The following is a 15,943-nucleotide window of genomic DNA, read 5'->3' as shown; positions in this document are numbered from 1 at the left end:
CGCGCAATTGGATTTTCTACTGATATTACATGAGGCGTTTTCGTATCTGTATGGTAAACTAAGGATACGAAAACGTTTTTTTGTTTTCTATGCTAGAATAGTTTATTAATTTCACGACAAAGAAGGGATGTCTATTGGCTGATTTGACCATGACGAGGCTGTATGAAGTGATGATCGTCTTGTATGCGATCAGTCTAGTTTTTTACTTTACTGATTATTTTTATAAGCAAGTACGTGCAAGACGCATTGCTTTTTGGCTTGTTTCATTTGTATGGATGATTCAAAGTGCCATTATCATATTAACGTTTGTGGAAACGAAGCGTTTTCCGATTTTATCCTTGTCTGAGGGAATACTTTTTTATTCCTGGTTACTCGTGACGTTATCCATTATCCTTCATTGCATAGCAAGGGTGGATTTACCTGTGTTTATTATTAATATACTAGGATTCTTATTCGCTAGTATATTTACTTTTATGCCGAAACGTCCTATAGGAGCTGTCGGGGATACTTTAATTTCGGAGATGCTTTTTATTCATATATCATTTGCAATATTGTCTTATGCAGCGTTTACATTAACATTTGTGTTTGCCATTTTGTATCTCGTTCTATATCGATTGCTGAAAAAGAAAAAGTGGTCGCATTTATGGACTAGATTGCCTTCCTTGCAGCAGACAAGCAGCTGGATGAATATTTCATTTTTTATTGGAATTCCGATGTTATTTATAAGTTTAATATTAGGGTTTGAATGGGCACTATTAACATTAGAGAGTCTTTCGATTTTCGATGCGAAAATCATAGGGTCCTTCATTATTTTAATTTTGTATTGTTTTATCCTATATGTGAATCGCAAAAGCAAGCTGACAGGTACAACTTATGCATGGGTACATATTTATGCCTATCTATTAGTTGTTGTAAACTTCTTCTTAGGGAGTAGTTTATCGAGATTCCATTTATGGTATTAGAAGAAAGGTTGGAGAGAGTTGAGAAAAATTATTGTAGGTTCTAGGAGAAGTAAACTAGCGCTAACGCAAACAAATTGGTTCATTAATGAATTAAAAGCGGCAGGTGCACCATTCGAATTTGAAGTAAAAGAGATTGTAACAAAAGGTGACCAAATTTTAGATGTACAGCTTTCAAAAGTAGGCGGGAAAGGGTTGTTTGTAAAAGAAATTGAACAAGCCCTTTACGATAAAGAAATTGACTTTGCTGTTCATTCTATGAAAGATATGCCTGCTGTATTGCCAGAAGGGCTAGTGATTGGTTGTATTCCACCACGTGAAGATGCTCGTGATGCATTTATTTCGAAAGGGCATGTTAAATTTGCTGACCTTCCTGCGGGAGCAGTCGTTGGGACAAGTTCTTTACGTCGTAGTGCACAGCTTTTAACAGTACGTCCTGATATCGAAATTAAATGGATTCGTGGAAATGTTGATACACGTTTAGCTAAGCTTGAAACAGAAGAATATGATGCCATTATTTTAGCAGCGGCTGGTTTGAAACGCCTTGGTTGGAGTGATGATGTAGTCACTGAGTTTTTACCTGTAGAACAATGTCTACCAGCTGTAGCGCAAGGCTCTCTAGGCATTGAATGTCGTGCCGATGATGCGGAGCTTTTAGCCGAATTAGGTAAACTGACTGATTCATTTACATGGCAAGAAGCACATGCAGAACGTGCATTTTTGGCTGCAATGGATGGTGGTTGTCAAGTACCGATTGCTGGGTATGCCACTTCAAATGGGGAAGAAATTACATTAACAGGCCTTGTTGCTGCTCCAGACGCATCTGTTGTCTATAAAGAAACAGTAGTCGGTACAGATGCACAAAAAATTGGAGAAGAGCTAGCTGCTATTTTAACAGAACAAGGTGCTTTCGATTTAATTCAGCGTGTAAAGGCAGAGCAAGATGCCGAGTAATTTACCTCTCAAGGGTAAAACCATACTTTTAACAGGCACATCTAAGACAACAACCATTGTCGAAAATATAATAGCTTTAGGTGGACAGGCCATCGTAGCCCCATTAATTGAAACTTGTGAACGATTAGATAGCAAGGATTCTGAACTATTGAATCGCGTTAAGCAATATGATTGGTTGATTTTTACTAGTCAAAATGCTGTAGAAGCTTTTGCTAGTAAAATGCTTCGACATCAATTTAATGCGAGTCACTTCCAAGGAAAAATAGCTTCTATTGGAGCTAAAACAACAACAGCACTGGAAAATTTAGGATTTCAAGTGAGCTTTATGCCTTCCATATTTAGTGCTGATATCTTCGTTAAAGAATTTCCGAGTGTAGCGGGTAATCATCCGAGATGTCTGTTTATTCGAGGAGAAAAGGCGAAAAGTACGTTGAAGGATGGATTGCCTTTTGAATTAAAAGAATGGACAGTCTATGAAACGATAGAACGACATGATCAAACATCTGTTATTGTCAATTGCATCCAGCAACATCAAGATGTTACAGTGATTTTTGCTAGTCCTTCAGCAGTTGACGTTTATGCAATGGAGGTTGTGCCACATATTGGCTGGGAAGCAGCTCACATTGCAGCCATTGGCCATATTACGGAAGCAGCTCTTGAACAATACGGCGCTACTGTGGATATTATGCCAAGTGTTTATACAATGCAAGCAGTCATCGAAGAAATTATGAAAGTAGGGGACAAATCATGACAAAACTACAATTTCAAAGACACCGTCGTTTGCGTACCAATGCAACGATGCGATCAATGGTAAAAGAAACATACTTACATAAAGAGGACCTGATCTATCCTATTTTTGTAATAGAAGGCGAAAATATTAAAAATGAAGTACATTCAATGCCTGGCGTTTTTCAATTTTCATTGGATAAATTAGAGGCAGAGGTGGATGAGGTTGTAGCATTAGGTATTCCTGCGGTTATTTTATTTGGCTTGCCAGCTGAAAAGGATGCGGTTGGAACGGGTGCATTTCATGATCATGGCATTGTGCAGGAAGCGACTCGACTCATTAAAACACGTCATCCTGAGTTATTAGTCATCGCGGATACATGCTTATGTGAATTTACAGATCATGGACATTGTGGCTTAATTGAGGGTGATCAAATTTTGAATGATCCTTCATTAGATGTTTTAGCCCGCACGGCGATATCCCAAGCAAAAGCTGGCGCTGATATCATTGCTCCATCTAATATGATGGATGGCTTTGTAACGGCAATTCGCGCTGGTCTGGACGAAGCTGGTTTTGAACATATTCCGATTATGTCCTATGCAGTCAAATATGCATCCAGTTACTATGGACCTTTCCGTGATGCTGCAGATGGTGCTCCGCAATTTGGTGATCGTAAATCCTACCAAATGGATCCATCAAATCGTCTAGAGGCATTCCGTGAGGCAGAGTCAGATATCGAAGAGGGCGCAGATTTCCTAATTGTCAAGCCTGCCCTTAGCTATTTAGATATTATTCGAGACATGAAAAATAACTATCCATTACCGCTTGTTGCGTATAATGTTTCAGGTGAATATGCAATGATTAAAGCGGCTGCTATAAATGGTTGGATTGAAGAGAAAAAAGTTGTGCTTGAAACATTATTAGGCATGAAACGTGCAGGCTCTGATTTAATCATTACGTATCATGCAAAAGATGTTGCACGTTGGTTGGAGGAGAAATAAATGACACGTTCTTACGAAAAATCAAAACAAGCCTATGCTGAAGCTGTTCAATTAATGCCGGGTGGTGTAAGTAGCCCAGTACGTGCATTCAAATCAGTAAATATGGACCCGATTTTCATGGAATCTGGCCATGGGGCAATCATTAAAGACATTGATGGCAATGAATATATTGATTATGTATTGTCTTGGGGTCCGCTAATTTTAGGACATACACATCCCGAGGTAGTGAAAGCAATTGCAGATACAGCTGCGAAGGGTTCTTCCTTCGGTGCTCCAAGCTATACTGAAAATCGCTTAGCTCAATTAGTACTAGACCGTCTACCAGGAATGGAAATGATTCGCTTTGTTTCTTCAGGAACAGAGGCTACTATGTCTGCATTACGTGTAGCGCGTGGTGTTACAGGTCGTGATAAGATCTTAAAGTTTGAAGGGTCTTATCATGGTCACGGTGACTCCTTATTGATTAAAGCTGGTTCTGGTGTTGCCACATTAGGCCTACCTGATAGCCCTGGCGTACCTGCAGATATCGCCCGCAATACGTTGACAGTTGCCTATAATGATTTAGAAGGGGCAAAAGTAATTTTCGAAAAATTTGGCGCAGAGTTAGCTGCAGTAATTGTGGAGCCAGTCGCAGGAAATATGGGTGTTGTACCTCCACAACCAGGTTTCCTAGAAGGTTTGCGTGCGCTTACTTCAGAGCACGGTGCATTATTAATCTTTGACGAAGTCATGACAGGTTTCCGCGTAGATTATGGCTGTGCACAAGGGTATTTTGGGGTAACGCCTGATATGACTACTTTAGGTAAAGTAATCGGAGGTGGCCTCCCTGTAGGTGCATTCGCTGGGAAAAAAGAAATTATGGAGCAAGTAGCACCAGCTGGACCAATTTATCAAGCAGGAACATTATCGGGGAATCCGTTAGCGATGACAGCCGGTTATGAAACGTTATCACGTTTAGATCATGGTACGTATGATTACTTTAAAAAATTAGGAGATCAGCTTGAGGCTGGTTTCCGTGAAGCAGCAACTAAATATAATATCCCGCACACTGTTAATCGTGCAGGCTCTATGATTGGCTTCTTCTTCACGAATGAAGATGTCATTGATTTTGCTTCTGCTAAAACATCAGATTTACAATTATTCGCTGAGTATTTCCGTCTAATGGCAGAGGAAGGTATTTTCTTACCTCCTTCTCAATTCGAGGGACTATTCATCTCAACAGCTCATACGGAAGAGCACATTGCGACAACGGTGGCAGCATTCCATAAAGTATTTGCGCAATTAGCGCAATAAAATTAATTTGATAGAGCATGCTAGAATTATTTCTAGCATGCTCTTCTGCTGTTAAAAAACAAAACCATTACTAGAATTTTTGCGGGAAGTGAAAATGTTTTCCTCTGTAGGCTACTTGCTCTCCTGTGGCCTCACCTCTTTAGCTATCCCATGGGAGTCAAGCATCCTCCACTCCAACCCATAAAAATGTTTCTTTATAGCAAAGGTTTTCATAAAGTGAATGTGTTCACTATTCATTTTATGGAGAGGTGCAAGAACGCAGTGAGTGAAGCAGCTCCGCTGGTGGAACGAAAAACAACCCTCGCCTTGCAAAATTGCTTTTTCTACGTTGATATTACATTTTTTAATGGATTAAGCAGAAAGCATTATAGTGCTTGAGGAATACATGAGCAAAAAGGAATAATAGCATATATTTACTAGTAAGTAAGCTCAACTATACTGGATGAAGGACCTGCTTTTGTCAAAATTACATCTTTCAGCATAGCCAAATTGTGGGCGATATCGTTTATAATATAGCTATTCATAAAAGAAAGTAGTGAATTGATATGGCAACAGGCACACACACGGTCGAAGTACCCGTAGGGATTGAACATGTATGGGATTTCGTTAGTGATATGGAAAAATGGGCAAAGCTTGTCCCTGGTTATAATGCACATGAAATGATTGATGAGAAACACTCCACTTGGACTTTTAAAGGCAATGTTGGCGTTTTGAAAAAAACAGTTGAAGTAGAAATTACAATCTTAGAATGGTTAGCACCATCAAAAGTTACATTTGAATTAAAGGGGCTTTCTGATAACTTCACAGGAAATGGCTATTTCCTCGCAGAAAGTATCGACGCTGAAAATACTAAAATGACAGGATTCTTAGAAGTCGTTGCGGGCGGGTTAGCTGGCCCTGTTCTAAATCCAATTTTTAAACCGATCGTACCAAAGGCAACACAAATGCTAACAGATCGTGTGGCTAATAAAATTAAATTAGTAAATGTTTAATGATACCAACATCCATGGGAATGGCATGCTAGACTATTACTTCTAGCATGTCATTTTTTTAGTAGTATCTATTTTAGACTATGTTCAAATGGCAACATCCTCGCATACTATCCTTCAAATCGTCATATGATGCAAAGGGAGGGATTATTATCGAACACAAAACTTGGAATATGCGCGAAACATTTTGTTTTCCTGGATATGGCTGCCCAACTGAAATAGCAGCTGTTCAAATTAAGCCACAGTGGCAGGCGATGCAGTTAGAGGATTCTTTGCGACTTATGGGCATCTATCATATCACCGCACACGTTCGCTTTGATTTTCAAGATATGCAAGCATTTGCAGAAAATGAAGATTTAATTACAATTGATGCTCTTGATATTCAAGGAGATACTGGTTATTTTGAGTATGCCGTTCCTTTACATGTGGATTTACCAAAAGAATCCGATGTCAAAGATTTAATGGTCAAGGATATTCGCCCTAGTCTGACAAATCAGGTGTGTCAGCTTGAGTGGACAGTCACAAGTGCTTTCAATGAATATGAACCTGTTGTTGAAAAAGATGTGTTAGACAATCCGCACCTATCAACACATGCTTTCGAACAAGAGGAGACATTGGCTGTAATTGAAGAAAGTATTCAAGTGAAACAACCTGCCGCAGTAGCAGCAGCTTCACGCCAAGAGAATTCTACAACAGTTAACCAAAAAGCTATATTAAGAGAATCCTCAAGCCATATTGTTGTACGTGAATCCAGTACTTGGCATGAAGTGCCTTCTATGATTTGGGATCTAACAGAAGAATATACACCGCTTAAAGTTCGTGTTTCAAATGATGTCTTTCAAAAGTAAATAGCAGAGAAGTAGCAGGAGTAATAAGAAGACTAAATCACCTGATGTTGGCACAATAATGACACGGATAAACTGAAAAGCACAAATCGGCACGATAATGGTTCTGCAATAAAAACGAACTTGTCGTAGCCAGGGTGGTAAAAGCCAAGGGTTATACTTGCGTCGTCGCATTTGAATTGTCACTTCCTTTTCTCTTTACTTTTCTCTTACTAAAAGATGACTAAATCACTTGAAAAATGACACGATCCTGCGGTACAATAAGGAAAATCAAATACAGATGCTATGATAGGGAAGAGTAAATTTTGACTACATTTTCAGAGAGGAAACGGTAGCTGAGAAGTTTCTATTTGTACGGAATTGAAGGTAGCCCTTGAGCAGCTTTAGTGAACTAATAGTAGTTAAAGCCGGTTAAACACCGTTACCGAATTGAGAGCCAGTAGAATAGGCTGAGAAAATATGTCATTTAACATGTATCTTAACCCTGCTGGAATTAAAGGTGGTACCGCGAACTAAAACTCCTTCGTCCTTTTAGACGAGAGGAGTTTTTTTATTGGGTAAAAAAATAAATAGTATTTCTTTACCAACAGTTTTCAAACAATAGGAGGAGTCAATATGACAGAAAACATTTCAATGCCAACTAAATATGACCCACAGTCCATTGAAGCTGGTCGCTATGAATGGTGGTTACAAGGGAAGTTTTTCGAGGCACAGCCTGAAAGTGGGAAAAAACCCTATTCAATCGTTATTCCACCACCGAACGTAACAGGTAAATTACACCTAGGTCATGCTTGGGATACAACATTACAAGATATCCTCATTCGTATGAAACGCATGCAAGGCTATGATGCCCTATGGTTGCCAGGTATGGACCATGCGGGTATTGCAACACAGGCAAAAGTAGAAGCCAAGCTGCGTGAGGATAATATTACACGTTATGATTTAGGACGTGAAAAATTCCTTGAAAAAACATGGGAATGGAAAGAAGAGTATGCTGGACATATTCGTGATCAATGGGCAAAGCTTGGTCTTGGATTAGATTATACACGTGAACGTTTCACATTAGACAAAGGTCTTTCAGACGCGGTAAAAACAGTTTTTGTTCAGTTATATGAAAAAGGCTTAATTTATCGTGGTGAACGTATTATCAACTGGGACCCAGCAGCAAAAACAGCATTGTCTGATATTGAAGTAATTTATCAGGATGTGCAAGGTGCCTTCTATCATATGAAATATCCATTAGCTGATGGCTCAGGCTATGTAGAAGTTGCTACAACACGTCCCGAAACAATGCTTGGTGACTCTGGGGTAGCTGTTCACCCGAACGATGAGCGTTACCAGCACTTAATTGGTAAAAACGTTATTTTACCGATTGTAGGTCGCGAAATTCCAATTGTTGCTGACGAGTACGTTGATATGGAATTTGGTACTGGGGTTGTAAAAATGACACCAGCCCATGATCCGAACGACTTTGAAGTGGGTAATCGTCACAATCTGGAGCGCATTCTAGTAATGAATGAAGACGGTACTATGAATGATCTTGCGGGCAAATATAAAGGAATGGATCGCTTCGAATGCCGTAAGCAAATTGTTGCTGATTTACAAGAAGCAGGTGTGTTAATTCGCATTGAAGAGCATATGCATTCAGTAGGACACTCTGAGCGTTCTGGTGCTGTTGTTGAGCCATATCTTTCAGCACAATGGTTCGTTAAAATGCAACCACTTGCTGATGCTTCCCTAGAGCTACAAAAGGACGAAGAAGGGAAAGTAAACTTTGTTCCTGCTCGTTTTGAAAACACATATTCTCGCTGGATGGAGAATATTCGCGATTGGTGTATTTCTCGTCAATTATGGTGGGGCCATCAAATTCCAGCCTGGTACCATAATGAAACAGGTGAAATATACGTAGGTAAAGAAGCCCCAGCAGATGCAGAAAACTGGACGCAAGATGAAGATGTACTAGATACATGGTTCTCTTCAGCACTATGGCCGTTTTCTACTATGGGTTGGCCAGATGAAGCAAATGAAGAATATAAACGTTACTATCCAACAAATACATTAGTAACAGGCTATGATATTATTTTCTTCTGGGTTTCTCGAATGATTTTCCAGGGTCTTGAGTTTACAGATCAACGTCCATTTAAAGATGTGCTAATTCATGGTTTAGTACGTGACGGTGAAGGGCGTAAAATGAGTAAATCACTTGGCAATGGTGTTGATCCAATGGATGTCATTGAACAATACGGTGCAGATTCATTACGCTACTTCTTAGCTACTGGTTCATCACCTGGTCAAGATTTACGCTATACAACTGAAAAAGTAGAAGCAGTATGGAACTTTGCCAATAAGATTTGGAATGCATCACGTTTTGCGCTTATGAATATGGATGGAATGACATATGATGAGATCGATTTAACTGGTGAAAAATCAGTCGCTGATAAATGGATTTTAACGCGCTTAAATGAAACGATTGAACGCGTTACCTCTCTTGCAGAGCGTTATGAATTCGGTGAAGTTGGCCGTGAACTATACAATTTCATTTGGGATGATTTCTGTTCTTGGTATATTGAAATGGCAAAATTACCTCTTTACGGTGAGGATGAAGCAGCTAAAAAGACAACTCGCTCTATTTTAGCTTACGTACTAGATCAAACAATGCGTCTATTACATCCATTTATGCCTTTCATTACAGAAGAAATCTGGCAGCACTTACCACATGAAGGTGAATCTATTACAGTGGCAGCATGGCCAACAGTACGCACAGATCTTCATTTTGCTGATGAAGCAGATAATATGAAGCTCCTAATGGATATTATACGTTCAGTACGTAATATTCGTGCGGAAGTAAATACACCAATGAGCAAAAAAGTACCGTTGTTTATTTCAGCGAAAGATGCAGCAACAGCAGCTGTACTTGAAGAGAATCAAGCATATCTAGAAAAATTCTGTAATCCTGACACTTTAACAATTGGTGAAGGTTTAGAGGCTCCAGGACAATCAATGACGGCTGTTGTGACAGGAGCACAAGTTTTCCTACCTCTTGTTGGACTAATCAATCTAGAGGAAGAAATTGCCCGTCTTGAAAAAGAATTAGAGAAATGGGCGAAAGAAGTAAAGCTTGTTACAGGTAAATTATCGAATGAGAAGTTTGTATCGAAAGCACCGGAAGCGTTAGTCAACGCAGAACGTGAGAAATTAGCAGATTACGAAAGCAAGCATGCAGTTGTTTTAAAACGTTTAGAAGAATTAAAAAATATGTAAAGATGAAGCAATGGATGACGAAAAAGTCATCCATTGTTTTTTTATATAGAGCTAAAGATATGCATTGAATTAGGTAAAAATATATAGTATTATTTTAAATAAATTGGTCTAATAGATGATGTTCAGCACTGAACTTATAGGAAACAAAACCTAATTTCATTGTTATTTAGCCGTGAAAAACCAAATCTGAAATTGAGAATGGATGGTTTTTTAGATAGACAGTCTTTGTTAGTAAAGAAAATAAGAGCCTATGGAGGTGTTGAGAATGTCAGGAAATATTGCAACCATTATTACAAAAGTCAACAAAGCATGTGATGAATTAGACTTTGTAAGTGCGAGAGTATTGATCGAAACAAATCTCTTAAAATTATCCGAAGCAAAGTATTATCGTTTATTGAATACAAGTGGCCGTGTCCTGATTAAGCACATATTAGCAAATAGTAATCCTCAGCAGGATAGCATTAAATTATCAAGGACTGATTTATTAACAATCCAAAAAATTAATGAGTATTGCTCAGATTTTGATATATCGATGCTAAAAAGAACGTTAAAAAACGCTTTTGAATTAGTGCAACGCCCAGATGTTCATCCTTTATTAAATAGTGATGCAAAAACTATTTTAAATAATATGGGTGCTTTATTAGGTGCTCATAAAGTACACTAAAATAATATTAATACGAACACGCAGTTGCTAGCTGCGTGTTTTTTGTATTTTGTCATTTTGCTATGTTATTAAACGTTACTTGTACTAAAATAAAGATATTGCAGTAAGAAGGAGTGTTTCTTTTGTTTAACACAATGAACGAATGTACAAAATTTATTTTTACATTAAAAGCAGTTGATCATAAACGTGCGCCACTTGTCCTTATGCGAGAAGTACTAGGGCATTTAGATGAACCTCACAACAAGCTAAGAGTAATCCATGTAGCTGGTTCAAATGGTAAAGGTTCTACGGTGAACGCATTAAGAGAAATGCTTCAACATGCAGGCTACACTGTAGGGGCATTTACGTCTCCGCATTTAGAGCGAGTCAATGAACGTATGACCATTAACGGCCGCCAAATTTCGGATGAGCAATTTCTCTACTATTTCAATAAACTTGCGAAAATTATAGAAGAACACTACAATGGCGATTTTCCAAGCTTTTTTGAGGTAGTTACACTGATTATGTTTCAATATTTTGCACATGAAGGAGTAGATATTGCACTTATTGAGACAGGGCTTGGAGGACGTTTGGATGCGACAAACGTAGTAAGACCGCTTATATCTATTATTACAACGATTTCGCTAGAGCATACAGCCTTTTTAGGTGACACCTTCGCAAAGGTTGCCGCTGAAAAAGCTGGCATCATCAAAGAAGGCATACCAGCTGTTGTAGGTGTTCAAAATGAGGAGGCATTGGCTGTCATTAAAGCTACTGCAGAGGAACGACATGCATCATGCTTAGTTTTAGGGCAAGACTTCACGGTGACAAATAGTTGGCAAAGTGCTGACTATCAGCACTTTACATATGAAAAGGCCCCTGTCTTGATGAAGGATATACCATTAAAAATGGCTGGTCAACATCAAATAAATAATGCAAGTTTGGCAATCACAGCCATGCTAACATTACGTGAGCAGGGGGCAATTGGCATTGCTGATGATTCTATTTGTCAGGGTCTACAATGCGCGCAATGGGCAGGCCGCTTTGAGCAATGGCCAAATCAAATTGTGCTAGATGGTGCTCATAATTCCGAGGGGACAGCTGCTCTTATCCAAACACTAAAAAATGTCTATCCAAGAAACCATTATCACTTTATTTATGCGGCATTAGCAGACAAGGATCATGCCAACAGTATAGAACTAATGGATACTGTTGCCACCTCGATCACTTTTACACAAATAGACCTACCGAATGCAATGCCTGCTGAAAGCTTAGCGATGTTGTCGACACATGCAAATAAAACGGTTCATACAGAATGGCTAAAAAGCCTTCAAACAGTATTACAAGAACGCCAAAAAGAGGATATTGTTGTCATTACAGGCTCATTATACTTTATAGCACAAGCTCGACAGTGGCTACAGGAGGAAGGACAATGATCCCAAACTTTGATCATTATAAAGAGAAATGGCAAGTTAAAAGTGATGATGTAATTAAACCAGGTCTTACAGCGATTGAAGAGGCTTTATCATTAGTAGGTAATCCTGAACAAACTTTACGTGTCGTCCACTTAGCAGGCACAAATGGCAAAGGCTCTACGTTAACATTTCTAGAGGCAATTGCACAAGAACATGGCTTACGCGTGGGCAAATTTATGTCACCGTGTATCATTGATGTTCATGACCAAATTCAAATAGCTGGTCAACCTATTAAAGAAGCTGAAATGGATCGAGTTTTTCAACAGATGCATGAGGCTGGGCTGAGTGGCAAACTAACCGATTTTGAATTGCTGACGGTGGCGGCATTTTTACATTTTGTCAATGGGCAGGTGGATATTGCGCTGATTGAAGCGGGAATGGGTGGTTTATTGGATAGCACAAATGTGGTAATACCCATTGTCTCTATTATCCCAAGTATTGCTTTAGAACACACAAAGTTTTTAGGGGGTACACTTGAAAGCATTGCACACCATAAAGCAGGTATTATTAAACAACAACGTCCAGTTATTATTGGTGATTTGCCGGGTGAGGCGAAGCGAGTTGTGGAGGCAGTAGCCAATCAAAAAAAAGCCACTCTATTTGCATTAGGTCAGCATTTTTCCATTAAGCCGACAACTGATGGAGAAAGCTATATAAATGACGTACAGCAGTTCAAAATAGCGAACCTGAAACGTGCTATGAAGGGGGCACATCAGGGGAACAATATGGCTCTCGCCATTACAGCATTTTTTGAAGTGGCGTCAGTATTAGGCGTGTCTATTGATCAAACAGCTATTCGTCAAGCTGTGCAAAAGGCCTCTATTTTGGGACGCTTTGAAGAAATAATGCCTTTCGTTATATTGGATGGTGCACATAATCCTGCAAGTGCTCAAAAATTAGTAGAAACGATTCAGTGTGAATATCCAAATGAGCAGATAACCTTTGTCGTTGGCATACTAGCAGATAAAGATGTTCAGCAGATTCTCGGGCTTCTAGAGCAGGTGAGTGATGACTTTTACTTCGTTGATTTTGCTAATTCACGAGCAATGCCAGCCCATCAAATGGCCAAACTTTCTCATGCAACATCGAAAACAACCTTGGTTGACTATGCATCCTTTATACAGGCACAATCACATAGACAGCAGAGAACCATTGTAGCAGGATCGTTATATTTATTAACAGAGGTTCGTCATAGATTGAAACAATGCAATAACTAGGGCTCTTGATAGGGAGTCCTAGTTTTTTTATGGCTGCAAATTTAGGATTGCAATGAGTTCCGTATCAAAAAATAATAAATTCGCATTTACCCTTTGGAATGTACATATAATATCATATGATGTTGGCATAGATAGGTGGAAGGATGAGGTGATAGTTAAATGAAAATTGTAAGTCATGTGATGAAAAAACAAATATTTCGAGCAATGATTATAGGTGGATTTGTTGGTCTATTAGGTGTAGCAATTTTTCTGGGCGTTTTACAAGCCAGCACGCAATTACCTTTAAAGAAAAATGGTAGTGAAGTGGCAAATAATCAATCACAAACAGAAACAATTCCAACTGCCGGGGAGACAACCAATACATCTAATGCATCTATGTTTTATGCAAGCCAAGCTGGCGTGTATTCAAACTATGAGAGTGCAAGTTCATTTGTTGCTGAGTATCCTGCCTTAAAAGAGAGCGCGATTGTTCAAGTTGATGACAAGTTTTATGTGTGGACAAGCATGGTGACGGAGGAAAGTCAGCTAAAATTTTTACAGGACCCCGCTACCTTTAAAAAGGCATTTAGCGTCAGTGGTGAAAGCTGTAAAGAACCGACCTTGGCAGAACTACCAACTGCTTTAGCAGATAAAAATGCCGCAAAATTAAATTTTAAGGAAAATGGCAAGGACTCAACGCTACCTGAGGATTGGCAGTCCATTGGTGCAGCGGCCTCTACTATTTCCAACGATATCGACATCATTCGTCTGCATGTTTTTGCACATTACCAATCTAAAAATACGTGTCTTCAAGTGAAGTTTTAACAATAAATTATAATGAAATCTTCATTATCTTGTTTTTTTGAAAATTTTCAAATTGTGCATTCTTCTGTATCATAAGGATAAGGAGGAATGATCAGATAATGTTAAAAACAAATCATAAGCTTGTCCTTGCTTCTGCTTCCCCTAGGCGTAAGGAATTGCTTAACATGCTAGCACTCCCATTTGAAGTCTTGACAAGTGAAGTGGAAGAAACAAGTGTACAAGCTCATACAATGCAGGATTATGTAAAAGGAGTAGCTTTATTGAAGACGCGTGATGTAGCCAAAAAAGCAGCTAATGCCACGATTATTGGTGCAGATACGATCGTTGTTTACAATCAAGAGCTACTACATAAACCCAAAACGCGTGAGGAAGCTATTTCTCACTTATTACGTTTGTCAAATAACAAACATAGTGTGATGACTGCGGTCGCTATAATCGAACCGGATGGAAAGGAAACGACCTTTGTGGAAGAGACGACAGTTGTTTTCCACCGTCTATCGCAGGAATTAATTGAAGCTTATGTAGATACAGGAGATCCTTTCGATAAAGCGGGTGGTTATGGCATTCAAACGATTGGTACACTATTAGTTAAACGAATTGAAGGAGATTATAACAATGTTGTAGGTCTACCACTTGCAGCTTTGTTTTCGCAATTGGTGGATCTACAGATAGTCCAGTTTGCGAAGGAGTGAATATTTTTGCTAGAAGACGCTTTACCAACTTTGATGATACGTGATGTCAATATAGAGGATCGCCCTCGTGAACGGCTATTACGACAAGGGGCTGAAAGTTTATCGAATCAAGAGCTACTCGCTATTTTATTGAGGACAGGCACAAAGGAAGAATCTGTGCTTGTTCTTGCAAATAGGGTGTTAAATGTTTTTGAACGACTCCATCATTTGAAGCACGCAACCATCGAAGAAATGATGGCTATTAAAGGAATAGGTGAGGTGAAAGCCATTCAATTAATGGCTGCCATTGAACTGGGTAGAAGACTGGCTCAAAAACATAATGATGAGAAATTCACGATACGTTCTCCGCAAGATGCAGCAACTTACTTAATGCCTGATATGACGTCGCTTAATCAGGAGCATTTTGTAGTGCTTTTTTTAAATATAAAAAATCAAATTATTCATAAGCAGACGATTTTCATTGGCAGTTTAAATGCCTCTATCGTTCATCCTAGAGAAATATTTCGAGAAGCTGTCAAAAGGTCTGCCGCCTCTATTATATGTGCCCACAACCATCCAAGTGGGGTGCCAACACCGAGCTCGGAGGACATTGAAGTAACAAAGCGAATTGTTGAAGCAGGCTATATTATAGGGATAGAGTTAATAGATCACGTCATCATCGGCGACCATCAATATATTAGTTTAAAGGAAAAAGGATATTTTTAACTCTGCATACAATATGCAGAGTTCAGACTGTAGACAAACTCAATGAATTTTGAGTTTGCCTACAGTCTTTTTTCTTTTACAATAAAATAAAGTAAAGCCGTTGATTTCCACTACGGGCGGACGCTTTCCGCGGGCGGGGTCGAGCTGCTTCCCTCGCTTCGCTCAGTCCAGGATCTCGACTTTCCCGCTTTTCCCGCAGGAGTCGCCACCCTTCGTTCCAATCAACTTCTACATAAAGAATTCCTTATTCATCTATTGATAAAAAGTACACTTTCGAGGTGATTAACCATGATGACGAAACATCAAATCAATGAACGTGAACAATTAGAAATGTTAACGATTGATCAATTAGTTCCCCAAGATCATTTAGTACGAAAA

Annotated in this window: 15 protein-coding genes and 1 other annotated feature; of the genes, 14 read left to right on the top strand and 1 reads right to left on the bottom strand. The window is 39.1% G+C overall.

Annotated elements, in window-relative coordinates:
* Positions 1-134 precede the first annotated feature (134 nt).
* The 7 genes from HCH28_RS10410 (at position 135) to HCH28_RS10380 (ending at position 6,771) form a co-directional block, all read left to right on the top strand.
* Positions 135-962 carry a cytochrome C assembly family protein gene (locus HCH28_RS10410; protein ID WP_221680892.1) on the top strand — a complete coding sequence of 276 codons (828 nt, stop codon included), beginning with the start codon at positions 135-137 and terminating at the stop codon, positions 960-962.
* Positions 963-980: 18 nt separating this feature from the next.
* The gene (gene hemC, locus HCH28_RS10405; protein ID WP_221680891.1) at positions 981-1,913 is read left to right on the top strand and encodes a hydroxymethylbilane synthase; all 933 of its coding nucleotides are present in this window, start codon (positions 981-983) and stop codon (positions 1,911-1,913) included.
* Positions 1,903-2,664, top strand: a complete 762-nt coding sequence (locus HCH28_RS10400; protein WP_221680890.1) for a uroporphyrinogen-III synthase — start codon at positions 1,903-1,905, stop codon at positions 2,662-2,664. The genes hemC and HCH28_RS10400 overlap by 11 nt, the downstream gene beginning before the upstream one ends.
* A complete protein-coding gene (hemB, locus tag HCH28_RS10395; RefSeq protein WP_004226631.1) occupies positions 2,661-3,641 on the top strand; it encodes a porphobilinogen synthase in 981 nt (326 codons plus the stop codon). The genes HCH28_RS10400 and hemB overlap by 4 nt, the downstream gene beginning before the upstream one ends.
* The gene (hemL, locus tag HCH28_RS10390; RefSeq protein ID WP_054550021.1) at positions 3,642-4,934 is read left to right on the top strand and encodes a glutamate-1-semialdehyde 2,1-aminomutase; all 1,293 of its coding nucleotides are present in this window, start codon (positions 3,642-3,644) and stop codon (positions 4,932-4,934) included.
* A 545-nt stretch (positions 4,935-5,479) separates the two neighbouring features.
* Positions 5,480-5,926 carry an SRPBCC family protein gene (locus tag HCH28_RS10385; protein ID WP_221680889.1) on the top strand — a complete coding sequence of 149 codons (447 nt, stop codon included), beginning with the start codon at positions 5,480-5,482 and terminating at the stop codon, positions 5,924-5,926.
* 80 nt (positions 5,927-6,006) lie between these two features.
* The gene (locus HCH28_RS10380; protein ID WP_255601109.1) at positions 6,007-6,771 is read left to right on the top strand and encodes a valyl-tRNA synthetase; all 765 of its coding nucleotides are present in this window, start codon (positions 6,007-6,009) and stop codon (positions 6,769-6,771) included.
* Here HCH28_RS10380 and HCH28_RS10375 read toward each other — a convergent pair.
* Positions 6,748-6,954, bottom strand: a complete 207-nt coding sequence (locus HCH28_RS10375; RefSeq protein WP_225340386.1) for a hypothetical protein — start codon at positions 6,952-6,954, stop codon at positions 6,748-6,750. The two genes, HCH28_RS10380 and HCH28_RS10375, sit on opposite strands and share 24 nt — an antisense overlap.
* Before the next feature lie 90 nt (positions 6,955-7,044).
* Positions 7,045-7,302, top strand: a binding site (T-box leader).
* An 81-nt stretch (positions 7,303-7,383) separates the two neighbouring features.
* Here HCH28_RS10375 and HCH28_RS10370 point away from each other — a divergent pair.
* From HCH28_RS10370 to radC, 7 genes are all read left to right on the top strand, one after another.
* Positions 7,384-10,029: a valine--tRNA ligase gene (locus tag HCH28_RS10370; RefSeq protein WP_221680888.1), complete on the top strand. Its 2,646-nt coding sequence runs from the start codon at positions 7,384-7,386 to the stop codon at positions 10,027-10,029.
* A 265-nt stretch (positions 10,030-10,294) separates the two neighbouring features.
* A complete protein-coding gene (locus tag HCH28_RS10365) occupies positions 10,295-10,693 on the top strand; it encodes a hypothetical protein (protein WP_016991882.1) in 399 nt (132 codons plus the stop codon).
* A 134-nt stretch (positions 10,694-10,827) separates the two neighbouring features.
* Complete coding sequence (locus tag HCH28_RS10360) at positions 10,828-12,108, top strand: bifunctional folylpolyglutamate synthase/dihydrofolate synthase (RefSeq protein ID WP_221681084.1); 1,281 nt, start codon at positions 10,828-10,830, stop codon at positions 12,106-12,108.
* The gene (locus HCH28_RS10355) at positions 12,105-13,364 is read left to right on the top strand and encodes a bifunctional folylpolyglutamate synthase/dihydrofolate synthase (protein ID WP_221680887.1); all 1,260 of its coding nucleotides are present in this window, start codon (positions 12,105-12,107) and stop codon (positions 13,362-13,364) included. The genes HCH28_RS10360 and HCH28_RS10355 overlap by 4 nt, the downstream gene beginning before the upstream one ends.
* A 159-nt stretch (positions 13,365-13,523) precedes the next feature.
* A complete protein-coding gene (locus HCH28_RS10350; RefSeq protein ID WP_221680886.1) occupies positions 13,524-14,168 on the top strand; it encodes a hypothetical protein in 645 nt (214 codons plus the stop codon).
* A gap of 98 nt (positions 14,169-14,266) precedes the next feature.
* Positions 14,267-14,860, top strand: coding sequence for a Maf family protein (locus tag HCH28_RS10345; RefSeq protein WP_221680885.1), 594 nt, complete (start codon positions 14,267-14,269; stop codon positions 14,858-14,860).
* 33 nt (positions 14,861-14,893) lie between these two features.
* Positions 14,894-15,565: a RadC family protein gene (gene radC, locus HCH28_RS10340; RefSeq protein ID WP_192807141.1), complete on the top strand. Its 672-nt coding sequence runs from the start codon at positions 14,894-14,896 to the stop codon at positions 15,563-15,565.
* The last annotated feature ends 378 nt before the right edge of the window (positions 15,566-15,943 follow it).

The organism is Lysinibacillus sp. K60 (assembly GCF_019731275.1).
Taxonomy (GTDB): Bacteria; Bacillota; Bacilli; order Bacillales_A; family Planococcaceae; genus Lysinibacillus; species Lysinibacillus capsici.
Note: the sequence above shows the minus strand (reverse complement) of the source record. Positions and strands in the feature narration are given on the sequence as shown.